20 protein-coding genes are annotated in these 25,175 nt (G+C 57.1%); 8 read left to right on the top strand and 12 right to left on the bottom strand.

Annotated features, from left to right (window positions below):
• Positions 1–12: 12 nt before the first annotated feature.
• From H3221_RS24540 to rmuC, 7 genes are all read right to left on the bottom strand, one after another.
• Complete coding sequence (locus H3221_RS24540; protein WP_196476666.1) at positions 13–3,324, bottom strand: Eco57I restriction-modification methylase domain-containing protein; 3,312 nt, start codon at positions 3,322–3,324, stop codon at positions 13–15.
• A 160-nt stretch (positions 3,325–3,484) separates the two neighbouring features.
• A complete protein-coding gene (gene brxC, locus H3221_RS24535) occupies positions 3,485–6,949 on the bottom strand; it encodes a BREX system P-loop protein BrxC (protein ID WP_196476665.1) in 3,465 nt (1,154 codons plus the stop codon).
• A 23-nt stretch (positions 6,950–6,972) separates the two neighbouring features.
• Positions 6,973–7,518: a hypothetical protein gene (locus tag H3221_RS24530; RefSeq protein ID WP_196476664.1), complete on the bottom strand. Its 546-nt coding sequence runs from the start codon at positions 7,516–7,518 to the stop codon at positions 6,973–6,975.
• Positions 7,511–8,290: a hypothetical protein gene (locus H3221_RS24525; RefSeq protein WP_196476663.1), complete on the bottom strand. Its 780-nt coding sequence runs from the start codon at positions 8,288–8,290 to the stop codon at positions 7,511–7,513. Before H3221_RS24525 ends, H3221_RS24530 begins: the two co-directional genes overlap by 8 nt.
• A 930-nt stretch (positions 8,291–9,220) precedes the next feature.
• Positions 9,221–10,066 (bottom strand): hypothetical protein, encoded by an 846-nt coding sequence (locus H3221_RS24520; RefSeq protein WP_196476662.1) that lies wholly within the window; start codon positions 10,064–10,066, stop codon positions 9,221–9,223.
• Between the two features lie 162 nt (positions 10,067–10,228).
• Positions 10,229–10,876, bottom strand: coding sequence for a peptidase M15 (locus tag H3221_RS24515; protein WP_182367109.1), 648 nt, complete (start codon positions 10,874–10,876; stop codon positions 10,229–10,231).
• 43 nt (positions 10,877–10,919) lie between these two features.
• Positions 10,920–12,500: a DNA recombination protein RmuC gene (rmuC, locus tag H3221_RS24510; RefSeq protein WP_196476661.1), complete on the bottom strand. Its 1,581-nt coding sequence runs from the start codon at positions 12,498–12,500 to the stop codon at positions 10,920–10,922.
• Positions 12,501–12,629: 129 nt separating this feature from the next.
• Between rmuC and H3221_RS24505 the strand changes: the two genes are divergently transcribed.
• Together H3221_RS24505 and H3221_RS24500 are read left to right on the top strand one after the other, a co-directional pair.
• Positions 12,630–13,505: a WYL domain-containing protein gene (locus H3221_RS24505; protein WP_196476660.1), complete on the top strand. Its 876-nt coding sequence runs from the start codon at positions 12,630–12,632 to the stop codon at positions 13,503–13,505.
• A gap of 13 nt (positions 13,506–13,518) precedes the next feature.
• The gene (locus H3221_RS24500) at positions 13,519–14,100 is read left to right on the top strand and encodes a plasmid pRiA4b ORF-3 family protein (RefSeq protein ID WP_162500782.1); all 582 of its coding nucleotides are present in this window, start codon (positions 13,519–13,521) and stop codon (positions 14,098–14,100) included.
• A gap of 405 nt (positions 14,101–14,505) precedes the next feature.
• On the opposite strand, the gene H3221_RS24495 is transcribed toward H3221_RS24500, so the two are convergent.
• The 5 genes from H3221_RS24495 to H3221_RS24475 all read right to left on the bottom strand — a co-directional run bounded on the left by H3221_RS24495 (position 14,506) and on the right by H3221_RS24475 (position 19,728).
• Entirely contained in the window at positions 14,506–14,787 is a 282-nt protein-coding gene (locus tag H3221_RS24495) for a type II toxin-antitoxin system RelE family toxin (protein WP_025297453.1), read from the bottom strand.
• The gene (locus H3221_RS24490; RefSeq protein ID WP_025297454.1) at positions 14,777–15,022 is read right to left on the bottom strand and encodes a type II toxin-antitoxin system prevent-host-death family antitoxin; all 246 of its coding nucleotides are present in this window, start codon (positions 15,020–15,022) and stop codon (positions 14,777–14,779) included. Before H3221_RS24490 ends, H3221_RS24495 begins: the two co-directional genes overlap by 11 nt.
• A gap of 157 nt (positions 15,023–15,179) precedes the next feature.
• Positions 15,180–17,267: an NERD domain-containing protein gene (locus H3221_RS24485; protein WP_224490784.1), complete on the bottom strand. Its 2,088-nt coding sequence runs from the start codon at positions 17,265–17,267 to the stop codon at positions 15,180–15,182.
• A gap of 140 nt (positions 17,268–17,407) precedes the next feature.
• On the bottom strand, positions 17,408–18,775 hold the full coding sequence (locus H3221_RS24480) for a hypothetical protein (protein WP_196476658.1): 1,368 nt from the start codon (positions 18,773–18,775) through the stop codon (positions 17,408–17,410).
• 74 nt (positions 18,776–18,849) lie between these two features.
• Positions 18,850–19,728 (bottom strand): tetratricopeptide repeat protein, encoded by an 879-nt coding sequence (locus H3221_RS24475; protein WP_196476657.1) that lies wholly within the window; start codon positions 19,726–19,728, stop codon positions 18,850–18,852.
• Positions 19,729–19,811: 83 nt separating this feature from the next.
• Here H3221_RS24475 and H3221_RS24470 point away from each other — a divergent pair, with 83 nt between their 5' ends.
• The 6 genes from H3221_RS24470 (at position 19,812) to H3221_RS24445 (ending at position 25,164) form a co-directional block, all read left to right on the top strand.
• The gene (locus tag H3221_RS24470; protein WP_224490782.1) at positions 19,812–20,804 is read left to right on the top strand and encodes a helix-turn-helix transcriptional regulator; all 993 of its coding nucleotides are present in this window, start codon (positions 19,812–19,814) and stop codon (positions 20,802–20,804) included.
• A gap of 198 nt (positions 20,805–21,002) precedes the next feature.
• Entirely contained in the window at positions 21,003–21,833 is an 831-nt protein-coding gene (locus tag H3221_RS24465; protein WP_196476656.1) for a hypothetical protein, read from the top strand.
• Positions 21,834–21,950: 117 nt separating this feature from the next.
• The gene (locus H3221_RS24460) at positions 21,951–22,280 is read left to right on the top strand and encodes a hypothetical protein (RefSeq protein ID WP_031692728.1); all 330 of its coding nucleotides are present in this window, start codon (positions 21,951–21,953) and stop codon (positions 22,278–22,280) included.
• 103 nt (positions 22,281–22,383) lie between these two features.
• A complete protein-coding gene (locus H3221_RS24455; protein WP_196476655.1) occupies positions 22,384–23,352 on the top strand; it encodes a DUF932 domain-containing protein in 969 nt (322 codons plus the stop codon).
• Positions 23,353–23,456: 104 nt separating this feature from the next.
• A complete protein-coding gene (locus tag H3221_RS24450; protein ID WP_182367121.1) occupies positions 23,457–24,077 on the top strand; it encodes a hypothetical protein in 621 nt (206 codons plus the stop codon).
• 82 nt (positions 24,078–24,159) lie between these two features.
• On the top strand, positions 24,160–25,164 hold the full coding sequence (locus H3221_RS24445) for a YqaJ viral recombinase family nuclease (protein WP_196476654.1): 1,005 nt from the start codon (positions 24,160–24,162) through the stop codon (positions 25,162–25,164).
• The last annotated feature ends 11 nt before the right edge of the window (positions 25,165–25,175 follow it).

Below are 25,175 nucleotides of genomic sequence, written 5' to 3'. Positions count from 1 at the left end.
AGGGCTGCAGTTTTATTTTTGTGCGGCTTTTTTCTCGGCCAAGGTCAGGTGATGGTCGTTGATGCGGGCGCCTTCTTTTTCGCCGTACTCAAGGCCCAAGGTGTACCAGGGGGCGCTGGGGACGTCGTTACCGCGATCTTTTTTCCACTCGATATTGAGCTTGGGCTTTTTGTTGTGGCGCAGGACTTCTGCGGTCATAAAGGGGCGGATGTTGAGGCGCACACCGTCGTTGAGGTCGGGGTTCCAGCCAATGGGCTGCTGCTCCAGAGGCTTCCAGCGTACGAAGATGTCGTAAGGGGCTTCGCCTTCGAGGATACGCACCAGGCGGGCTTTCAGATCCTGCGCTGCAGCCAGGCGGGCATCGGCGCCGTCCACCTTCTCACTCGCGGCACGCTGCTGGTTGCTGATCCAGGTATCCAAGTAGGTGTAGATCAGCCGTTCCAGGTTATTACGGTCGAGCTTGTGGTAGTTGACCAAGGCGCTAAAGCCGTCCTTGAGACCATCCCAGATCTGCCAGATAAAGGGGCGGTGATGGAACAGCTTGCAGTGCTGTTCGAAGAACTTGTCGCGCAGCCAGGCATCGAGGCTTTTGGCGTCGACCTGCTCCAATAGCTGGTTGCGAAGTTGGGGAGTCCAATCCGTACCGAACGCTGCGTGCATGAGGCTTTCCAGACGATCAGCAGCCGCTTTCTCGCCGCGTAAAGGTGAAAGGCAGACGATGCCATCGTCATCGGCAAGGGCATTCAGCGGAGCACAGCGAGCAATCCAAGCGTGAGCCTCATCGCAGAGCTCCATCTCTTCGTCCAACTCAGCCGGCCAGTGGTACCCGAGCAAACGGGCGACAGCAACCTGTAGCGGTTCGTTGGAAGGCTTTGGATGGCCGTGAAAGATCCATTGGGTTGGATCATCGGAGTATGGTCTTGGCAGACCGTCAGGGTACCGCTCGGCAGCGACTTGCTGCCATTGAGCAAGATCAAAAGGAACTTTGACCAAGGTGGCATTTGTCACATTCAGCTTTTGATCAAGTCGGCGAACAGCTTCGGTGTATTCAACAGAGGCACAGAAGCACCATATTGCGGGAAGATCGCGTTCATCTTTGGGAACTAGGACGGCAACATTTTGATGAAAACGCTCAGTCGCGAAGTGGTACGGAAAAAGCCTCTGCATACGATGTATTGCCACGCCTGTTTTCCCAACGGCTTTTAACCCTTGTGTAGGCCTTGCAGACTCAGAGTTGAGCAATGCCCCCGTTCCTTGCTCCCATCTAACCACCCCGGTCATACCCGCAAACTCGACGAGGTCATCAGGAGTGTTCTGCATGTACTCCCATGACCGCTTACAAATTGCTTGAAGCTCCCAGAATCTACTAGTAAAAAATGGATCATCACCCGTTTGCAGACCAACCAATCCCTCTGCGTACTTACTCAGCAGCGGGAGATCGCTCCCCTCCCCAAAAGCGACTCGAGTATCTGGATTCCTTAGCTGACCGTGTTGGCTAATGTCTACAATTTCATCATTTTGCAAAGCCTCCGCCTTCTCCAAAGCAGAACGTGGCATGCTCGCATCCAGACCACGCAGCAAAAAACTCTCCGCAGGCTTGATATTGGTCTGAGTGAGTAGAATGACATTAACCACCTCTCCACTGATTGTATCGAAAGCCCCTGAGCCCAAACGAGCCAGAAAATTCCAGCTCACCGCCTTCAACAGGTTTTCCCGCTGCTTCCTGTAGCTGGTTAAAAACAACCAGTTCTGTGGCATTACGATTTGTATCGTGCCCTTTGCCGCGGCCAGTTCCAAACAGCGCTCAAGAAACACATTAGCTAGATCATTCTTAGCCGTCTCGTAGTAGCGCTCACAGAAATCCTTGAGGAGGTCAAACTGCTTACCGCGCGCCAGATATGGCACATTAGTAATCACCAACTGATAGCGCTGCCCTAGCAGTTCAGCAGCCCTTGCCAACCCTTGCGCCGTAATGGCCGCCTCTTGAAGGTCGTCCTCACCTGCATCTCCGACTGTGAGTGCCTTGCTTAGAAGAGGCTGCACCTGACTCCAATCAGCCGTAAGCAAATCGCCTTTTAGACTGCGAGCAGGATCAATCAAGGAACCCAGAATCGGCGCATCACGGAAAGTGTCATAGAGGCGGGCCATACCGGCTTTGAGCTCAGGATTATCGCCCGCCAAAGCCAGCCACTGCTCACGCGGTGTCTGAATTTGTTGCCCAACACAGGCAATATTGAGCGCCGGCAGGCTCCGGTAACCGCCAGCACTCGGATAACGCCAAGCCTCCAAAGCCACCGCAAAGGCCGCCAGCTCGACGCAGCGCTGATCCAACTCCAGGCCATGGAGGTTCTGGCTGATCACCGCATCAATGGCTTGATCCGCTGACAGGCCTTCGGCCGTCATGCGCATCGGCACCAGCATCAACAGGGTGGCGACGAGGAAATGGCCCGAGCCGCAGCACGGGTCCAGCATCTTGAATTGAATCAGGTTTTGCGGCCAACCGTCGAAAGTGCCTGCGGCGGGAACCTGTGCATTTGCGGTCGAATCATCTTCGGCAGATGCCGGCACCGTGCGCAGGTAGGTGAGTGGCAGCAGATCACGGTGCTGCGGGTAGTGGGTCACCCACCAGGCGCCCAGGCTGTTATCCAGCAGGAACTGCACCATGTAGGGTTCAGTGAAAAGCTGGGTTACGGGCGACAGCTCGTCGGCACCGATCTTCACGCCCGAGGCGTTCACTTCATCCTTCTTCTTGGCTTGCCAGTATTGGTAAACCCAGCCCAGGCTATCGGCTGCGTGGAAGGTGTCCTTGTCCAGGTCAGCAATCAGCTTTTCCAATGCACGTATGTGGTTAAAGGCCAGGGGCACCGCCAACGCGGGTGAGTCGGCACGAAACACCTGAGGCAGCATGCGCGATGCCAGCTTGCCGGCCAGTTCCCAGCCATTGGCGCAGCCTTCATCCGCTGACAGCTCCTGGCACTCTTCCAGGGTAAGCGCGGTATGCGAGTCGTACATCAGCAGGTGGTTCTGCTCCAGGAAGCGCGCGAACAGCATGCGGTGCCAGTGCTCGTAGGCAATCTCCACACAAAGGCGCTGCGTTTCCTGCTGGCCGGTACGGGCATCGCGCAGATCCCCCAGCTGACGACCATGGGCACGCAAGCGGTTGCGCAATGCACGCTGCTCGTCATCCAGGTAACTGGCCGCGCTGGCGTCGCCAACACTGAGCCGGGTGAGTGCCTCTTGCGCAGCCTGTTCGGCAATATCGCGCGCCCTAATTACCGTCGTTTCAAGTTGTTTGCGAAGCTTTTTGTCGAGGAACTCGCGCATGGGTACGTCCTTGCCACAGCCAGTGCTGGGGTATTCAGTCGGCCTGCCCTATCAACCCGCAAGCCAAGTAATCATTCATTCGATTTTGTTGGCTCCGTTTGGGTGGGTTACGCCGCGCTGCGCCTAACCCACCCTACGGGCCACTATGCTGCGGGTGTCATCAGACCATCACGGGGCCTTCCGCCAGCTTGGCCAGCAGCTGAGCCTCGATTTCCGTCAACCATTGACGTAGCTGCGCTTCGTTTTCGAAGGTGCGCTTAGGCAAGCTGACATGCTGAACCTTGGGTTGCAGCAGCTTGACCGCTTCTTGGCGGGCGCTTTCAAACTTGGCAGCCAGGCTATCTTTGCGATCAGTCCATTGTTCCAGGCTGGTGGTTTCCAGACTATCGATGACTTCTTCACGACTACCGAGGCTCAGCTCTTCAGGCTCAGCCAGGCCGCGACGAGCCAGCAGCTCATTCTGCTGGGCAGCAGAGAGCTGCTGCCAGTGACTGTCTGCTGCCAGCTCAGCCTGACGCTTTTGGTATTCGGTTTGGAAGGCGCGGAAGTGGTGATTAATTGCCTCACGCAGCTGGCTGACGGTGTTGCTGATAAGGCTCTCGAGCGGATTAGGCTCGGCCAATAAGCTGCGATTGCTCTTGATGGCATCCACCTCGCCACTGAGCTTCTCACCAAAGGCCAGCCCCTTGCTGAGCCGCAGTAGGGTTTGCAGCAGGTCCCAATCACTGCGGCGAGAGCGCAGCTGCTCACCCAGACTGCGCCAGGTATCAAGCAGCGGCTTGATGGCATCCTTGTTATCCAGCACCAACTTGAGCTGGGTATTGCCACTCTCCTTGGCGATCTCATCAATCAAACTGGCGTCCGGACGCGCAGGCGCAGGCGCCTCACCGCCTGCCGCATGGTGCAGCTCGCGAGCCAGGTTGATCAGTGCAGGCAAACGGGCCTGCTCTTCACCTGGTGGACAGTCGATACCCAACGAGCTGATCAGGCCACGGATCTTGATCAGATCCACCGGACGGATCGTCACAGTCTCCGGACGGAAGGTGCTCTGGGTGAGTTTCTGCCGCTCCAGGCTTTGCGCCGTCAGCGCATTGCCGCTTGCATCGGTGGCACGCAGTACACCCGCTGCAACCAGGGCGAACAACGCACCATCGATAGTGTCCTGCTGCCAGCCGTAGGGGGCTGCAGCAAACTGATCGCGGATCTCGTTGCCTTTCTTGGAGGCGCCGATGTAACGCAGGAGCGAGGCACAGACCGGGTGCTTTTCGGTATCGCCACTAAAACCCACGGCTTCCAGGGCGTTCTGACCTCCGTCTTTGCGTGCACGGTCGTAGACCTTGGCCCAATGTGGGCTGTCGGCCATATCGAATTCGCGGTAGAGACGCACTACAGAGGCTTGAGCAGCGGTTTGAATACGCTCGGCAATACTGTTGCCGTCGACTTCCGCACCTCCGGCTTGCAGTACCTGTACACCCGAAAGGATTTCCTTAAGGAGCTGGTCGACCTGCTTCTGCGCATCGCGCTGGCGGGTCTCCATCGCCTTGCGGGCATCGTTGCCCGCTTCGGTATTGGGCATGCCGCGCAGGCTCAGAGTCGCATCGGCGGCTTCCTGGTGGATGATGGCGTTGTTCAGCTCGGAACGATTGCGCGCGGGGATGTAGAGGTACAGCGTCGGCAGATCGGGGTTGGCTTTACGCGCCTCTGCAAGGAAGGATGACTCGTTCAGGCTCCAGCCGTCCTGTACCCAGAGGTAGATTTTCTGGTTGGCATCTTTGGGCACCTCTGCATCGAAGCAGGCGATAACCTGGCGGTTCTCTTTGCACGCCCCCTGGGTGACACGGACCTTGGCCAATTCGGACTTGATTTGCTTGTGCAGCAGGTCGATCCGGAAATTCTCGACACGTTGCATATTGCCGCGCAGGTCGGCCTCTTGCTGGCGGAAGGTGTCGTACCACTGAGCACTTTCTTGGGTTTGCAGACGGTACTCGACACCGGCACTGGTCTCCATGGCCATCAGTTGACCATTCTTAGCCATGGCCTCCAGCTGAACCGGGATGCGCGCACGGAGCTCGTCTTTGCCCTGGTTGAGGTTATCTACCAGAAGGTCAGCCAGCATGTCGGCGGTGGCGCGGACACCACAGTCAGCAATCGAGTCTGTCGGCAGCTTGCCAATCAGCAGAATCAGCGAGAGCAGACGCGACTGCAGTTGCTGGTCGTCATTACCAGCGGACAGCTCGGCAATGCGCTCATAGTCTTCCTTGGAGATAACGCCGGTCTGCAACAGATTGGGCGCGATCTGCTGATAGATAAAGTCGCCGGGAACGATATTGCCCAGCTCTTTCTCGGCCGTGGCCTTGGCGGCCTCGTGGATGACTTTGAGCTGGTTACGCAGCTGTGAAACAGTGCCAGTGGTATCGACAATACGCAGCACCTTCTCCCAGAAACGGCGGCGCACGGGCAACAATGGGTAGTCGGCCAGCATGACCTTCTCGTCATCCTGGTGATACTCCACCTTGGTGCCCCGCAGATGACGAGAAATCTCGCCTAGGTGCTTGGTCAGAAGCGCCTGCAGCCCGGCACGAGCGGTCTCGACCTTTTGCAGGATGACCTTACGGATGACCGACTCCACGTCGGTGTCGCTGAGCATGATAGGAATCTGAAAACGGCCCATCAGACGCATCAAGTTCGGCATACCAGAAAGCGCGTTCTGGCCGGTCGCAATGAACAACAGGCGATTACCGAAAGCAGAATGTTTGCAGCAGGTCTCTACAACCTCCTGGATCATGTGCGCACGGTCTACATCGTTACCCACGTATTGCTGGACTTCGTCGAGCACAACCAGGGTGAGCGGGAACTGGCCTTCGCGATCCAGCGCATCGGCGATAGCCTGGACCATTTGGTCGTTGGTCACATCGGTGACTGTCGGGAATTGACCTTTGAGCAGTTGATGCACACCTTGCGTGTCGCTGGCCATGTCCGGGTAGGTCTGGAGCAAAGCATTGGCAATTAGTGGCGAGACGTACAGCTTGCTCAGCTCACGCTCCCAGGGTTTGCCGGCATCTTCTACTGCCTGTTTAACGGCATCGAAGTAGCCTTGCTCTTTCAGCCAGAGGACAAAACGAGCCTGGTGGTACTGCTCCGGCAGGCCCGCCGACTTGAAGATGATGCCCAACAGGGCGAGGCGCACATTGTTGTTCGCACCAGCACCGAGCGTGCCGGATGCAGCATGCAGGCCGCCATAGCGACGCGACTGAATGCTCAGTTCTTTGAATGCGTCTGCAACGTTCTGCGGCAGGTTGGCAATATGGCGCGCGGTAAGGCCGTCCGGAAAAGCCTGGTCGACCCACAGGGTGCGCAGCATCTTGGCCATGTGCGACTTACCCGAACCGAAGAAGCCGCTGATCCATACACCCGGCTGCTCATGATTGCTGCTCAGGTTGCGCAGGTAGGTGGACAGGATCTTGTCCATACCAGCCTGGTACTCACCTTCACAGACGAAAGTCTTGAGCTCATAACGAAGGGTGTTGAGCGCCTGTTCGGACAGATCGTCCTTCACTTCGGCGACCCCGTTGTTGGCCAGGCGGTTTTCCAGCGGATCGTTCAGGTAGATTTCGCGGTTAAGCATGTCAGTCCCTTAAAGCAAAACAGTCAGTTGTCAGCCGTCAGCGGCGTGGCGTGGTAGCCCCAGCCGTCACGGGCGTCCAATAAGCGATAGGTGTTGTCGATGTACTCGCCCGGGAAGAGCACCAGCAGCCTACCGGGCACATGCGCAGAGAGCGCTTTGACGAAGCCCGCGACTGAGCCAAAACCAAACAAGGCACCAGCGCCAATCAGCGCTACAAGGGTCTTCTCATTCGCGTGGTCACCCAGCTGCTGCTCCAGTCGCTCTAGCAGGTCCTGAATGAAATCGGGGTAGTTACCAACCAGATCGCTGGGGTCAGTGAAATAGGCATCCCGGTACTCTTCTGCAGCCATCCACTCGGGAAATGCATTGGTGATATCCAGCACCAGCCAGGGGTGGCCTGCGCCTTCCGTGGCCACTTTGAATTCTTCGATTCGCGCACGCAGCTTGAGCTCGTCTTCCTTGTGATAAACGGCAAACAGAACTCGCTGCTCATCTGCCAGGCCCGCTTGCCAAGGCAGGCTGATATGGCGAGCGTAGTTTTTGATGAGCTTATTGAGGCGACTACTCATGGAGCCAGGCCTTTTCAGTGGCGGTGAGGAAGTCGGGGAACCCAACTTCAATGACCTCACCCGATTGTTTGAATGTGATCAGCCCCCGCAAGGATGCTGTACGTGCAAGCTCTATCAGGCGTTCAGCTCGGCAATCCAGCAGCTTGCACCACTCACTGGAGAACAAGCGCTGCCCGCTCAAACCGTTGAGATAAGCCTGAAACAGGGCATAGGCGACGTTCACCTCGGTTACCTGTGGCTGCGCCCTACTCTTCTTGACACGCCCACGCAGAAATCCGGCCTGAGTCCAGCTGCCGTTGATGTTTTGCGCATAGGACTTGAGCGACGCGGGACTGAAACGATTGGGATCTTGAGCAGCCAGCACCGCCTCAGTTTGTTCTCGCTGCAGAGGCTCACCAGGCTGCAGCTCCAGCATCAGCGGTACAGACACACGGAACAGAGGATCACGAGCTGCAGCGAGTTGAAGCGCAAGCAATGGCTGCGCCTCTACGCGCACATCCCAAAGCAGGCGAAAAACGCGAAACAGTGGAATATCAGGCGACAGGCCGTAGAGATCGGCCAGGTGCTCAGCCGTCAGCTTGCGCGCTCGACTGGTGGGCTTGTCCAGGCAGTTCAACTCCGTGATTTGCTCACGATACTGCGGGCGGCCATCGCTGGACTGCGTGCATGCGAAAAGGCTGCGCAACTCCGGCAACATCATGGTGCGGGAGTCATGCGCCCCGCTTCTGCCAAACTTGAAGCCGAAATTGATCAAAGACTGCTGATTAGTCATGGCATCACTTGTGGGTTCCCAGCTCACAGCACCCGCTGAACGGGGGTTGAGGGAAGGAATGATCTGCAAAGCTGCCATTATCTCTGACTATCCAATGTTGGTCTTGCTTCAATCCATTAATCGTCAAACTTGATATCAGTTCGACATTAACCCGCATCCTGCCTAATCAGCCAGGAATTGTCATCTGCCGCGGCTCAAGCTGCTTGGTGCTGCGCTCGACGTCTGTGGTGGTGAGCGCCAGGCTTGCTGACGCAGAAGTCAGGGCTTCTATGCCCAACAGTCACCACTGCGCCATCTACCACAACCACATAAACGCTCTGGGCCTTCTCGGCCAACTGCCGTTCAGCCGAGGAAAGCTTGAGCAACAGCCGCTTCAAGCGCGCTCGGTCGAAGAAGTACACCTGCGCTCCACGATTCCAGGTATGGCATCCAAACTCGAGAAGCCACTGGACCTGCTGCTGCCGAATACCGCGTTGACTGCATCGTTGTATGGCATGTGTGGTGTACTCCATTGCCCGTCTCCTCTGCGCCGTGACCATCCATCCTGTTTGAGTTAGGCCTCCAGGCCAGTGGCTCCATCCAGCCCATCCAGTGGGCATAGCTGCAGGATATGTCGCGCAACTGGACGCACCAATAATGGGCTTTCATACAGGTCAAGTATTCAGGCAGGTTGGCAGCTCCTGAGGATGCTTTCGGTCAGAAACGGGGCAGCCTGCCGGGGAACCCGTGCGGATTGATGACGCACATGGTTCAACCCGGTAGAGGTGTCGAGTCTCTAGCTTTCGAATAACGGAATTGTCGTTACGTAGCGCGATGGCGCAGCACCACCTGTGATCTGACGGTGGAGTGGTGCAGAGTACGGCCATTGCGGGCTCTGCCATTTGCAGGCAATCACTGGTACACAAATCAGGAAAGCTAGCCTGTCAGGACTTAAGCTTCTTCATCATGCTTGACGCGGTACTTAACGAAGGCGATGTACTTCGCAAAGCCGAAGTTGATAATGGGCTTGCGCTCCGAGCCGGCAAGCCATCCCATGACAAGGAAATAGGCCCCCTCGAGCTCATCCAGACTTTTGAGGCGGAACGCCTTCAGCATTTCCTCTTCAAGGTTCTCATCTCTGACGAGCAGGCTTGGTTCGGTACGGTAATCCCCACAGTTGAGCCAGACCTCGCCATCCTTCCGGTTGACGTTGGTGACCAGCCCCCAGAATAAGCGAACCGTACCGAGCTCGATGCCAGCAAGCTGTCGCTGATGGGAGAGCAACTTACGGACCTCCCCTTCCAGAGCGACTCGACCACCGTCGGTGGTGATCCGGATCGAAACATCATCCTCTGGGTAGTCAGGGTTCTTGATCAGGCACGACAGGATCTGCCGGAGTGATTTGTTGATCGGGTAGTCTGCAGCGTTTGCGTATTTCCGCTGTAACACGCCCCATGGAGAATCGACGGGCTGCCGTTCTTTGGGCTCTGGAACCAGGATTTCCTGGGGTTTGCGCTTATCTAAATCGACATTGATGCGCGTCGTGTCTGTACCCTCATCTGGCTCAACCCCTTCATCGTCAACAACCAGTACCACCGTCTTGATCTGGCAACCGTCTTGGTGGTGCGCGGCGAAGCAAGCAACACGCTCCCGACCGCCACTGACTGAACTTCTTACAAACCAGGCACTGGCCTCGCACTCTGAGCACTCGATATTGCCCGCGTACTTCTCGGCATCCTGCTGGTACTGAAATGGCGTCACGGGACTCTGATCAAGACGGTAGGTAACAGATTGCATTCACACTCCAGATGATTGCTGCCCAAAAGCCGCTGCCGCAGCGGATACCCCGAAAAATATGTAGCCTTTCGAGATACATCTAGCGTGTTTACCTGTACAGGTAAAGTTTTCAAGCAGATGTCTTAGCACGCAGGCCACTTAAACGGTTGATCGTTCTGCAATCTAGTTGAGACTCGCCAACCATGGGCGAACGATCGCCTTGCGCTCATCCAAGCTCAGCGTGGCCACCCCGCCCTTCACCAACGCTGTCTTGTCACCGGTATGGGGGTTGGTAACGTAGGTGCTGATGCTGGGTAACGTGTTCGGGTTTGCGCTCCACCGAAGGTTAAATGCCGCAAGTCTGGGAAACCAGAACTGGCTTGCGTACGGCAGATTGTCGTGAATCCACCAGGCCAGCGGCGTCCAGTCCTTGCGCTCCTCATACCAGGGCAACAATGCCGGCACCATGATGCAGGCAGTCGCGCCCAGATGTCCTTCGGCGTCCGGATAATCCCAAATGTGCTCTGCGTAGTTTTTTTCGTTGGCGGCACAGCTGTACTGGTTGTTGTTCTCGGCGCCCTTGGCGTTGACTGCCGGCGCTCGGTAAGCCGAGCGAATGACAATCCGCCCAAAGCGCTCCTGCAGAGGCTCCAACAACTGTTCGCAAAGTCCTCGCCCGGCTTCGATGGCGCGGTCCGGATAATCCGGAATATTAGGGATGCCCTCGATCTGGCTGATTTCCGAGTAGAGGAAATCCCGCATGAAAAAGTGCTTGGATAGCCGGACGCGCCCCAGGTCCTCGAGCGCCTGTACCGTTGCTGGTTTCTTCATCCTGTTTTGCTCCTTGCAATTCACTTGCGTGCTGCGGCAGGGTTCAGGCCTGCTGCTCAGCGGGCATCTGAGAGATCAGGTTTAGTTCCAAATCCGCCCGGTCGACCCAGACCTCATTCAGCTCGCCTTTGACCGCTACGCCCAACTGACGGAAGTCGCTGACCTGTTTGACCAGGTTAGCCTTGCCACTGACCAACTGATCGCAGGCTTTCTTGTAGGCATCCTGCGCTCTGTCCAAGCTGTGGCCGATGGCATCCATACTGCTGAGAAAGGTGCGCAGCTTGTCGTATACCTTGCCGGCACGCTCGGCTAACTCGGCTGTGTGCTTGTTCTGATCCTCGAAACGCCACAACTGGCGCACGATGTTCAGGCTTGTCAACAGCGTGGTTGGCGTAGCCACCAGCACGTTCTGCTCGATGGCCTTCTGGAAAAGTGTTTCGTCCGCCTTCAGCGCCTCGACGAAAGCCGACTCGATGGGCACGAACATAAAGACCATCTCAGGCGCATTCAGCCCCGGCAAATCAAAGTAGCTACGATCAGAAAGCTCTTTGATACGCTGCCCAACGGCCGTCACGTGCTCGGCAAGCGCCATGCGTCGCTCAGCATCGTCCTCGGCATTGATGTAACGGGTGTACGCGTTGAGCGAGACCTTTGCATCGATGATCAGGTGCTTGCCTTGAGGCAGGTAAACGATCACATCGGGACGCTGGCGATTGATCTCGCCTGTAAAGCTGACCTCCCGCTTGAAGTCCTTACCGTTAACTAGGCCGGAGCGCTCCAGGACATTCTCCAGAATCAACTCACCCCAATTGCCCTGCGCCTTCTTCTGCCCTTTCAGCGCTGTGGTGAGGTCCTGAGCCTCCTGGGTGATCTGTCGATTCAGCTCCTTCAGGTGATGCAGCTCCTGGGTCAATGCTGCTTGCTGCTGTACATCCTTGTGGTGAATGTCTTCAACCTTGGTACGGAAACCCTCGATCTGCTCGCGGAAGGGCTTAAGCAGCGCATCCAGTGATTGCTGACTGTGCTGCGAGAACACCTGGCCTTTGGCTTCGAAAATCTGGCCAGCGAGCTGCTCGAACTCCAGTTTGAGCTGGTCGCGGCTTTCCTTTAGCAGTTGCTGCTGTTCGGCAAAGTGCTGCTGCTTCTGATCGAGCGTACTGCTCAGCGTGGCATGCTCCTTGGTCAGGGCTGCAAAGCGATCCTGAAGAACATCGTGAACTTGCTGCAGCCGGGTACTCGCCTGCTTGAGCTCATCATGCTGCTGAAGCAGTTGGCCATATTGAGCACGAGCGGCGCTGGCCGCGCTCTGCACCTCGACCAGTTGAGCGGATTGATCGCGATATTCGGTGCGCAAGCGTCCAGCCTCTTGCTGAGCAAACTCGACCTGCCGCTGAAGCTGCTCAACATGAGCCTTTTCCGCCCGCAAACCAGCACTCAGCTCGCGGAGCTCATCGTCTTTCTGGTGAGATGCAACCATATGCTGCTCCAGTTGCGACTGACAGATCTGCAAGGCTGTAACCGCTTCAAGGCGGCGCAAGACCTGCCAGTAAGCTGCAACACCCGCCAGCACAACCAGCAACAAACTGCCGCTGATTACCATCCACGACAAGCCAATCATGTTCATACTTCGACACCCCCTCTATCCGCCAGCCCAACGGGCAGCTTGAATGACCACCTCAAGGTATGTAACTTGAGACGACGCATCTAGAGTGTTTACGCGTACAGGTAAAGTTTTCGAGCAGATGGAGAGGCCATGAAACGCAAGCAATCAATCGAATCGGTGCGCTGGGATCTGGCGTTGCGCTACCGCCTGATCGAGACGGTGGCCTGGTGGGAAGGCCGTCTGACCACCAATCACCTGATTCAGAGCTTCGGCATTAGCCGCCAACAGGCGTCGAAAGACATCAACTCCTACATCACCGATTACGCGCCGAAGAACCTGGAATACGACAAGCATCTGAAGGGGTACGTACCCAGCAGGCAATTCAAGCCACTGTTCATCGGCGATAGCGCCAGCGCCTATCTGCACCTGCTCAACCAGAATCACGACCGTGCCCCGCACATCGAGGGCCTGGCATTGGCCTATGCGCACACCGAGGTGCTGCAGGTGCCGGATCGCACGGTACGCCCGGAACTATTGCGCCCGCTTCTACGCGCCTGCCGCGAGGGGCTACGTCTGGAGTGTGAGTACGTGTCCTTTACTACGCCGGACGCAGAGACACGCTTGATCGCTCCGCACACGCTGATTTACACCGGCATGCGCTGGCACGTACGCGCGTACTGTGAGAAGAATCGCGATTATCGGGACTTCGTATTGAGTCGCTTCCGCGGCGTGCCTGAGCTCATGGATGACCCGTCCTCCAATGGACGCGACCAGGATGCGGGCTGGAACACTCAGGTGGCGGTAGTGATCGAACCGGACTCACGACTTAAGCCGGAGCAGAAGGTAATCATCGAGACCGACTACGGGGTGCGCGAGGGTCAGTTGGTGATCGAAACGCGCGGCGCCCTGGTGCAGTACGTCCTGCAGCGCTACCAAATCGACCCGACTAAGGTGCACGCCAAGGCAACGGCGCAGCAGATCGTGGTCGCCAACCTAGATGAACTGCAGCCCTGGCTGTACCACTAATATCGGAGCCACCATGGCCGTTCAGACCTCGCTATACACCCTGCATATCCAGCTGGAGCCGCTGCAGTTCGATCCGCCGATTTGGAGGCGGATCCAGGTAACGGGCGACTGTTCGCTGCGCAAGCTCCACCACTTCATTCAAGCTGCGTTTGGCTGGACCAGCAGTCATCTACATGAATTCAGCGACGGACTTAATCGCTACATGCCACTGGACGCCGAGTTCGCCGGCATGTTCGAAGACGCGCTGGATGACCGCAAAATCAAACTGCGTCGGGTACTGAAAGATAGCGACCGCCTGCGCTATCTCTACGATTTCGGCGACAGCTGGCAACATGTGATCGCAGTGGAGGCCATCGAGCCCTGTGACTTCAGCGGCACCTGGTGCGAAGTGCTAGACGGCGCCCGTGCCTGCCCACCGGAGGACGTGGGTGGGGTTCCGGGTTATCAGCACTTCCTGCAAAACATCCAGCTCCCTGACAGCGACGAAGGCCGCAATGCACTGGAATGGGCAGGCGGCAGCTTCGATGCAGAGCTATTTGATCGCCGCGCAGCTGCCGCGGCAGTGCAACGGATCTGCAACAACTTCTGGGGCTAGGCAACTTGGCCAGCAAACTAGCAGCCCTCTCGAAGCCAAATTTCAGTCCTTCAGAGCGCCGGTTTTCAACAATGACAGCCTCGCACCATCAATTTGGACGGATCCGAATCATGAAATTAGACGGCCCGTTATCACGCAGATAGACGGCAGCTGCCCAACATCACTTGAATCCGGCCGAACTCAATCAGATTGCACGGCCGCCGTAAGCGATCCGTGCCAAGCCAATCATCAGCAGCATCGAACCCAGCAGCACGAGGTATTCACTCAGTGAGCTCAGAATGATCATGGAAGGCCTCCTCGGTAGTAACGAGATGACCATAACCTCGATCCCCACGAGCCGCGACACGTAAAGTTTCCGCCCGTAAAGGTTTCGGACACGTCCGAACCTGCACTAGCCTCCAGTCACTAACGGCCCTTGGCAGATTGGTAAGCGGCCCCACGCTCGCGCTTGCCAACGGCAACCACCACGACCACCACGCGCTCATCTTCGACGCGGTATACCAGACGATAGCCCGATGCACGCAGCTTGATTTTGTAGTGCCCCGGCATATCCCTGAGGGCGTCGGCCTGAACCTTGGGATTATCCAGGCGCTCGCGCAGTTTCTTTTTGATCTGCTCGCGCACCGTATGGCCGAGCTTCTGCCACTCCTTCAGGGCTGAGGGCAGGAACTCCAGCTCATAGGTCATCCAAACGCACCGGGACAGACTCCTCGCCCGAGCGAGCCTTCACTATTTCGACCAACTCCAGATCATCTAGGCGCTCCATCATCTGCTCATAGAGCTCTGCCGGCACCATGTATCCCATGACGCGATTGTGGTTGAGCACGGCGACAGGCATACCACCTGCACCAGCCAGGATGCCCGACGGATTTTTCTTCAACTCAGAAACGCTGACAGCGACGTCAGCCAAGATACTCTGCATATCCAAGCCCTCCAATAAGACCTTAATTTTGGTCATTATTTAGAACCATAGCAAGCTTTGCTGCGCTGGATTGATGAGCAAGTTATGCTCAGACCAATGCTGCCGTCAGTGCCTAAGACAAGTCCTGTTGCCAAGGCCTACGCCAGGTAGACGCCGCTTAAAGTAAGCCCCGCCAAACCTCGCTTCGCTCGATCACTCGGATAAACGCCTGAACGCTGAATCCGTCCGGATAAAGTGTGGCGATCGCCTCCTCTTCCTCCGCGTCCTGATCGAAAGCCCTCAGGTAATGCTGCTCATCACATAGCGCGACTTCCAGGACTTCTCGGGATACCACCAGAGCGCCATCAACAACCTCCCCATCCAGCTCAATCGAGGTGTCTACAACCCAGGTGTGCAAGGCCGGCGACGGATCGGAAATCGCCAGCCCCAGCGCGTCACGCAAGTCAGAGTCCGCTAGCAATGCTGGGAGCACCGCTGGGCTTTTACGCTTCAGCTGCCTGGCAGCCTTGCGTAACGTATTCGTGCGGTGGAGCCAGACTTCGTGACCGTTGGAACGGATAAAACCTGACTTGACCTCGAGCAATAGCAACACGCCTTCGAGGCACGCCAGCACATCAATCTCTCCTACATCGCCCTCATCCATGCGAGGCGGCTGGTAGCCCACCACCACCCGGAAACCTCGCTGCCGAAGAGACGCAGCCAGTTCGTGTTCGACACGTTCTGTTTCGGAGCGAAGCTCAGGTCTGCGCGGATCTACGCGACGCAAATTGTTTACCGCGGCCGTGAGGCTGTTCTGTCTTCCCGCAACCCAAGGAAACTGAAAGCTGAAGCGGCCGATTTTGTAGAACGGCCGCTCGTATAGCCTTGGCGTCGGTTGATTAGGCGCTTGCTTGATCTGCTCGGACAGCGCCTGAAGATCACTGGTCCAAAACTGCAGAATGGCTTTGGCGGCCTCAGGATCCCCCATGGGATGCTCATCACTGACCGTCCACGCACAGATCCGCGCCACTTTCTCCGGCAACTCCGACCAGGTCATGGGAAAGCGATTCTCTCCCTGCAGCAGCCCCTCAAAAGCCAAACGCCCCAGTGCCGCTATGGGATCACCGGAGTCAGCCAGGTATCGCCGATAAGGTTGCAGATAGGCCTGCTCGAAAAAGGCATTAGTCAGCTCACTGGCAAGCATGGCGTGATGCAGCGTGACCTCCGCCCCATTGTTGAGCCTGATACTTTCGCCGAGACCAAAAACTACCTGCAGATAGAGCTGGCTGCGAATCGCTTTGATGTACGCGAGCTGGTTGGCCTCATGGTTTTCAGCACTACCGATGACCTGCCCCGCCAGCTCAGAAGCCGCAAAGACATCGACCGCGCGGCACATCCAGTAGCACCATAGCAGCTGGCTTTTTCGCTCAGTACGCTGCCAGCGCAGGGTACCCTCGTCTGTTTTGTTGAAAATGACTGATTGTCCAGGCTGAAGCTGGTAATCGCATTCACTATCGAAGCAAAACCAGTCGATGGAGCGCTCATAGTCAATGAGCTCGCGCGTTGCATCGATCATCACGCCGAGCGCTTCCAGGTTCTGAACGCACTCAGCGCCCTCCCCAGGCTGCGGAAACAGCATTGGCGACAAATGTTGTCTCAACGAACGGCCAAGCACATCCGTAGAAAGCCGAAAGTCAGACTCGCTGCAAGTCTTCAGCTTGCGCAGGATGATCCGCTCGTAAGCAAGCCAATCCATGCCTGCTGGATCGTCACCAGCCTCCCCGAGACGGGCATACGCCAATACGCTGAGATAGGAAAGCAGCTCCAGAAGCTTCAGAGACTGCAGTTGGCGCTCAGCGCTCTTAATCATGGCTTCAAAGGGTTCCAGCTGCAGCAGCAGACGCTCGCAAACTCCGAAGAAGGTCTGCCACTCCTCGCAAGTGCAGCGGGTTTGCAGATGAACCCAGAGAGGCGAATCCCCGCGCGTAAAAAGCTTGGAGTAGCGAATGGCCCAGCGCAGCTGATCAGGGTGGTGAACTGCCAGGTGATCCAACAGCTCAGTACTGATCACGTCATCAAAATGCAGTACACGTGCAAGCGCCAGACTGGCCAGAGCAGCTCCCTCTACATTTGCGGGCTGCCACCAGAAATCGGCGTCAGCCAGCCCAGAGGCGCGATGCCTCTGGGTGTACTTTCCGCTTGGTCGTTGATCGAGAAAGTCATGCAGACACTCATCAAGCGCAACGCCGCATGCCAGGTAGCGCACATACCCTGCGAACTGCGTCTGGTAGTAGTCCCTGCACCGCAAGTTAGGCCCCACTAGCAATCTCCGGGGCAATAGCAGCGGAGGCTAGAGCCACCTGACCAGCGGCCGATGAGCCCGTGCAATGCCTAACGTGCAAAAACTCAGCCTTCCTGCTCAGCACGTAGCACCTCAGCCCAGAAAGAATCGATATCGATCGTACGCGCGCCCTGATCGAGCCCAAGCCGGCGCAAATCGAGTGTCCAGCTCAGCGATCGAGCAGAATATCCCGCTGTAGGAACAATCGCCCCCAGCTCCTCCAAAACAGCAGCGAGCTTACTGGTATTGGGCGGATTGGCGCCGGTCACCTGAAAGTAGGCTGCCCCCATGCCTTTTGGGGCAGTGCCATCACGAACATCGGTAGCGCTGTTTGCAAGGGGGAACGCACTCGAGCCAAAGTCAGTCCAGAGCTGCATCAAGGTTGAAGAGATGTCCGCCAAGGTAAAGGTCGGACCACCCTCGATAGCAATGCCACTGTCCGTCAGTTTGTAGCGAAAGGGATTCCCCTTGCTTAGCGTCTGACAGTCGTTCCAAAAACTATCGGCCTCATCTTCTTGGGCGCGGTCCATGACCTGCTCGGGAATCGCCGCGGATGCGTCTGCCTGAGTAGCATCCAGGTCATACCCAATCATGAAAAGCGCCGCCTCGAGCGCCCGTAGACGAGTATCAAAACACTCAATCTGATTGAATCGACTGTTCTGCGCCGCAGCCTGGTCCAGCACGTCACTGAGCAGCCAACTGGCCTTCAGATTCCAGGCAGCATGGTTAGCCCCTGACTTTAACCTCGGAAAGAAAAATTCTGACTGGCCTGGGTTACGCCGTTTAGGGGACGGGTCATTAGCTGCGCTCTTTGCAGGAGCCCACGGGAAACGAAGCTCTTGTGGCACCTCCGATAGCTCTGCGGCCTGGCAAAACTTCACCACGGCCCAACCCAGCGCAGCAGCAACCCGGCTGTCATAGATAACGAAGCCGTCGCAAATGAGTGAATAGACCTTGGTCATCCCGGCATTGAACCTGAGATCTTTGGCAACTAGCAGAAGATGATCGGTGCTTCCTGCATCCAAGGCTTGCCTGGTGCTGGATAGAATCTGAGGGAGATTGGCTTGGTTCGCATGCAGCCAACGTACGTTGCCAGCACGTACTCCACCCCATGTCATGACGTCGACGGCAGCAGTTACAACCGTGTGATCGCTTCCCTGGGATCCCAAAGCGCTCTGAAGATCCTGACTGAGCGCCTGAAGAATGGCTGCGCTGGATTCGAAAGTGGTACCAGTCGGCTCTCCGAGACGCTGATTGCCCGGGTGCGGCCAGTGATACTGGGCATAAGCATCATAAAGGCTGTCGCAGCGCCAGATGCATCCCAAACGACGGTTCGTGTATTGATGCGCGAAGGTATCGCCGTCGAGGTTCTCACTCATCCATTTGACGAAATTCGCTACGGCGGGAGTCTGTAGGTAGGTGCTCTTTTCCATTCGTGACGTCCTTGAAAATAATCTTGAATCAACCTGGTTGCTGCGCCAGATCAAAGTCTGAGGCTTGGAATAAGTCAATTGTTCTCAGCAAGGCGCAAGCTAGAAACCTCATCTGCACCCCTCATCGCGATCGCTGTGCTACTCCCCTGGTCGATAGCGAAATCACGCCAGAAGCGGTACAGCCGACGCTCGGGATCAGGTGGTGAATTGAACGGAGAACTGTAGAGTTCAACAAGCGCTTCGCTCGCGCACCGCTCACCGAGCATTGCGGACCATTGCAACCAGTAAACCCCGGAGGCCATGTTGTGCTCTGTCGATGATTCATTCAGTGCCAGCCGTCCACGATAAAAACCTGCCAGCACATCCCCCTCTTCGACCGCCCGCTTGTACCAGAGCATGGCCCTGCCATGGTCGACCATGACACCTTCGTCACCCTCTTCGTAGATTGCTCCCAGCGCCAGCGCAGCCCCTGGCACACCATACTCGAATGCTTGCTCGTAGTAGTCGATGGCAAGAGCAGGATTCGTGACCATCCCCTTGCCGTAGTAAGCCTGCTCGGCCAGGTTGAATAACGCTTCGCCATTGCCCTCGACAGCAGCTAGCTTGAACAGCCGCCTGGCCAATATCGGGTCAGATGCCAAGCGCGTTCCATTTAGCCATAACCAGCCCAAATCATTCATTGCATCGGGGTCGCCATCAATGGCCGCGGCCCTCAGGCAAACGTATGTTTGGTGAATCTTGATCGGGTCAACCAGTCCTAGCAGGGAATTGGCCGCTTTGACTTCATGCAGACTTACAAACCTGGCCTGCCCTGCCAGCTCCATTGTCCGCAAGGATGGAATCCCAACTCCGCTGTAGAGGCGCTGCATTTCACTAGGCTCGACAACCGCAACCTGCTCAGGCATCGGGAGCAATGACTCCAGCAGATTGAACACACAGACCGATTTGCTCATGCTGCAGCCCTATCGTTGATCGCAGGGCTATTTTCCGTGAGTCTTGCGACACCTCATGTCGTGTTGAGCACAAGGATGCAAACGTGGATCAGCTATTTCGCCAGGACCTGATTCTGGGAATTCTTCCCGGCAAGGAAAACGCGTTGGGCAGCACAGCCATTCGCGAGCGCGTAGCTCGACAAGGTCTGAATGTCGACCTGAGGACGATCCAGCGAGACCTGAGCGATCTGAAGGAAAAATACCCTCATGTACACAGCAGAAAAGACGGACGCTCGACGCTGTGGTGGGCGGAAAAGTCCCTTTCCCGATTGTCGATGCTTCCCACAGATGCCATGAACCTAGCCATGATCATGGATCACGCCACGCGTTTTGGGATGGCTGCGCAAGTCGAACGACTGGCCCCGCTTCGTGATTACGCTGTTTCCCTGCTCAAAGGCAACCGGCCCAGTCAGGATGTTTCCAATAAGATCACCAGCAACACGCGCTTCATTACCCTGCAGCCCAGCGTGGTCAAACAAGAGGTGCTGGACGTCATTCAGCAAGCGCTTTTGGACGGCATGTCAATCGAAGCGCTCTACCAGAAGCGTGGCGCCGACGAGCCCAAGCTGCTCCAACTAAAACCGCTGGGGCTGTCCTATCAAGATTCGAACATCTATCTCTCGTGCGTCTTCAAGGGGTTGCCTCAAGGCAGTATTGCTGCGCTGCCCCTGCATCGTTTCAGAACCGCACGCACGATGTTCGAGGATATCGCTGCGCCAGAGGACTACGACATCAATTCAGTCCCCGCAATGCGCAGCCTGGTGGGTCTGAGAACGGATCATCCTGTCCAGATACGACTCCGCGTCAGCCACACTTTGAGCGAGCGCCTGCAGGAGAACCCACTCACTGAAGACCAGACTCTGGAACCGGAAACGACGGACTGGTGGCTTATGAGCGGCAGCATCCACCTCAGCCAGGGTTTGGACTTGTGGCTACTGAGCCAAGGTGAACATCTGGAAGTTCTCGAGCCCACCGCCCTTCGTGCGCAAATCGCAGCGTCGGCTAAGCGCATGGCGTCTCTTTACGCCGGCGAGTGATTGCGACACAGGACGTCGCCCTTCGGCAGCACCATATCTCCACCTTAAAAATGGAGACCTGCTGATGAAAACCTACTCCGCCTTTTTACAACGTGTCGTGGCGAATGCTGGGCCGCGGGCCAATTTCACGATCACCGTCCAAGCGGTGAACTCGGCCATGGCACGGGTAACAGCAGAAGCTCAGTACCCTGGATACAAATGCATCAACGCTCCAGTGCAAGTGCGGTAACTGTCCCCGTCATGCGACCTCGGGATTACCTCTTTTACCTGCTGGGCAGCGGTGATGACCCGCAAATCGCCGTATCACTCGTTGCGCAGCAGTCGTGGCCCCCGATTCAAGAGGGCTGCTACGAAATTGCCTTGCTCGCCGCTACTGAAGAGGAGGCACTTCGAGCATGCAAGGAATTCCTTGAGAGAGGTAGCAGTCCCCACGAACGCCACAAGCAGAGGCAATCGCGCCACAACTTCCACGCAATCGCTCTGGATGCCACCTGGCCAACGCAGCGATTCCACGAGGTTCACTGGCTATGCAGCCACAGGGCCTCGCCAGCCGATCTGCAGCGCCTCAAGGGGATCGCCGACATCATCCATGTACATTACCTCCGACCAGCTCCTGTAGCGAGGCCCTTCGGCATTCGCGTCTATCAGTGGACGAAAGAGCAAGACATGTTCGACTTCTGGCATGCCCTGTACACTGCCCTGGACAACCCAAATTTACTTGGGTTGGACTGGACCAGTTATGCCACCTGGAATCCGCAACAACTGATCGGCAGGTACGTCTCAGCTCAAGCGAAATCCGCCCTTCAAGCATTGCAGCATTTACGAAACCGCGTGCGACTGCACCAGTCAGATCGTGCACAGGAGGCACTGCTAGTCGTTGAAGGCACGCCTACGCTTACGCTCGGCGAATACGCACAGATTGTCGGCAGTCTGGCGGAAGTACTGGGATGTGAAATCGCCCCAGTGCTTCATCTCACGGATCTGCATGAAGGGTGCAAAATGAAACTGCTGATGTTTTCTCCGCAGTGACGGGCCCCGCTACTGACTGCAGCGATCAGATATAACGAAATTTCAGACCTGAATCATTTAAGGGAAGACGGGTGCGTATTGCCCTCTTCAGCCCTTCCCTTCTCAGGAGCCTGAACGATGTCGATTAACTGCCCTTCCTGTAACTCTGCTCGCGTCACAGCACGCAACCATGCCCGCAAAATCGGTGGTGCAGCCGGCGCTGTAGGTGGAGCCGCGACCGGCGCGGCGAGCGCTGCCGCCGGAGCACAAAGCGGTGCGGCTCTGGGCGCGGTCGCGGGCCCCATCGGGGCGGCCTTGGGTGGCCTGGCTGGTGCCATCCTGGGCGGCTTGGCTGGTGGCGCCGTCGGCAGCCTCGCCGGTGCACGCATGGGTGAAGAAATCGATGCCCGCGTGCTCGATAACTTCGAGTGCCATGCCTGCGGCCACGTCTTTTCCCTCGACCAGTAGCCCTCCTACAAGGCGCGCCACGCGCCTTCATTCAATCCGATTCCCACCCACCCGGCACAAGACTGCCGGGCAATAGCCAGTTTTCTCTGGCAAGGAAATCTTTATGGCTCATCTCATCGAGCATATGGCCTATGTCGGTGCAACCCCTTGGCATGGCCTGGGTAATCAACTCACGCAAAAACAGCCCCTTGAAATCTGGCAACGCGAAGCCGGTATGGACTGGCAGATCCTAGAAAGTCCAGTGCATTTCAAGTCAGACGCGATTGGCCATCTCGGCGCGATCCACTCGTTCCCCGAGCAGAAGGTATTGTTCCGTTCGGATACCAAAGCTCCGTTGTCGGTGGTCTCCCAGCGCTATCACATCGTTCAACCGCGCGAAGTGCTGGAGTTCTACAGGGATCTGACCGAGGTCTCCGGTTACGAGCTGGAAACCGCAGGCGTACTCAAAGGCGGGCGCAAGTTCTGGGCGCTAGCGCGTACTGGACAAGGCGCGGCACTCAAGGGTAACGACCAGGTCAACGGTTACCTACTACTGGCCACTTCCTGCGACGGAACCCTGGCTACCACCGCAACGCCGACCACAGTGCGCGTGGTCTGCAATAACACACTGACCATCGCCTTGGACGGCACCAGCCGAGCGATCAAGGTGCCGCATAACACCCGCTTCGATCCAACGGTAGTGAAGAAGCAACTCGGTATTGCCGTCTCGCAATGGGACGACTTCATGTACCGCATGCGCGCGCTGGCCGAGCGTAAGGTGCAATGGCATGAGGCACTGGGCTTCTTCATGAACGTCATGTGCGAGACCAGCCCGACCGGTGCGCTTCCGGAACAACTGCCCAACGAGCGCGCCCTGCGCAAGGTACAGGAACTGTATGAAGGTCGTGGTCGTGGCAGCCAGCTGGACTCGGCACGCGGCACCGCCTGGGGCCTGCTCAATGCCGTCACCGAGTACGTCGACCACGAGCGCCGTGCACGCAGCAACGAGTACCGCATGGACTCGGCCTGGTTCGGTCAGGGTGCGCAAATCAAGCAACGCGCGCTGGATTCTGCGTTGAGGTTGGCAGCCTAACCCCTGCCCTGAAGCCTACCCAGCCCAAGCGGGCTGGGTGGCTGTTCGACCTCGGACAGAAGTTCGTCAATAATCACACACCACCATCTAGAAGGATCTTCACGTTGAAACAGATAGCTATCGTTGCGTTACTCGCACTCGCCATCAGCGGATGCGACAAACCCAAAGAAGAAACCGCACAGACAAATCAACCTCCGGCAATGTGCGCCAAGGATACGGATTGCAAAGGCGACCGCATCTGCGAAAGCGGACAGTGCATGTCCCCTACATCGCAGCCTACCGCAGCTACAAAACCTGAGTTACTTGCACCAGCTGCCCCCAGCATTGCCTACGAGGCGCTGCTGATTTCAGACGATGCAGCGGGCCCCTTCAGCATCGCCTACATGGATCTCGGCACTGCACTCAACTACCAATCCAGAGCAGGGGCGGTCAACCTCATGGAGTCGGTTGTGCAAGACCCCGAATCCACCGGCTACGTCAAAATCGAAAAAGCCTATGCCTTTGGTCCGGACAAATTCGTTCTGGTTGTCTCAACCGGCGAAAACGGCAACTCCTGCCCGGCAACCACATACGTCCTTAGCTACGACACCAAGAGCGAAATTGTCGATGGCAAAACGAGCATTGATGGCTGCTCTGAAACCGTCGAAGCCTTTGCTGAAAACAACAAGCTAAGCGTTAAGAAAGAAGGGGCAACAACCGTCGTCTACAACGGCAAAGTCATCTAGAGACACCCACCTCTTACCCTCTAAAACCACGCCCGGTCAGCTTCGCGCTGACCGGGCTTTTTTATGTCTGTGAGGTATGCACATGAAAGCCACTTCATTGAACGGCAACACTCGCAAGCCCCGCCCTGCTCTGCGCCTGGTGAGTACCAAGGAGCTGCCTCGCGAGGACTGGCTAGCGATTCGCAAACAAGGCATTGGCAGCTCCGATGCTGCCGCTGCAGTAGGTCTGAACCCGTACAAATCGCAGTTGGAGCTGTGGCTGGAAAAGACCGGCCGCGACAGCAAACTACCGAAGACCGATCCCCACGATGAGGAAAGCCCGATGTACTGGGGTAACGTCCTGGAACCCATCGTGGCCTGGCACTACAGCAAGCGCACGAAGCACAAGGTACGGCGGATCAACGCCGTGCTGCAGCATCCCAATCCGGAGCTGCCCTGGATGCTGGCCAACATTGATCGAGAGGTGATCGGCACGGACGAGGTGCAAATCCTCGAATGTAAGACCGCCGGCATAAATGGAGCACGCCTCTGGAAAGAGGGCGTGCCGGAGTATGTACAGCTACAGGTGATGCACCAACTCGCCGTGACTGGCAAGCAAGCTGCTGATGTGGCTGTGCTGCTGGGTGGCCAGACGCTGGAGATCCATCGCATCGAGCGGGACGAGCAGATGATCGCTCGCCTGATCGAGTTGGAGCGCCAATTCTGGCATTACGTGGAAAGCGACACGCCACCTCCAGCCGATGGTACGGCCTCCGCTGAAGCTGCCCTGCGCTGCCTCTACCCAGAGGACAGTGGACAGACCGTCGACCTCAGCCAGCATGCCGGCCTGACCGCGGCCTATATCGAGTTGAAAGCCGTTCGGCAGTCGATTGCTGATAAGGAAAAGCGCGAAGCCGAACTCAAGCAGATGCTGCAGCAGGCCATGGGCGACGCCAGCCGGGCGGAGTTCTCCAATGGCTATGTCAGTTGGCGCAAGGCCAAGGACAGCGTAGGGCTCGATGTCGCCCAACTGCTCAAGGACAAGCCATACCTGCAGGCCAAGTACCCGCTATTGAAAACCGGAGCACGGCGCTTTCTCGTCGGTTGACTCCCTCACCC

The organism is Pseudomonas chaetocerotis (assembly GCF_015712105.2).
Classification (GTDB): domain Bacteria; phylum Pseudomonadota; class Gammaproteobacteria; order Pseudomonadales; family Pseudomonadaceae; genus Aquipseudomonas; species Aquipseudomonas chaetocerotis.
Note: the sequence above shows the minus strand (reverse complement) of the source record. Positions and strands in the feature narration are given on the sequence as shown.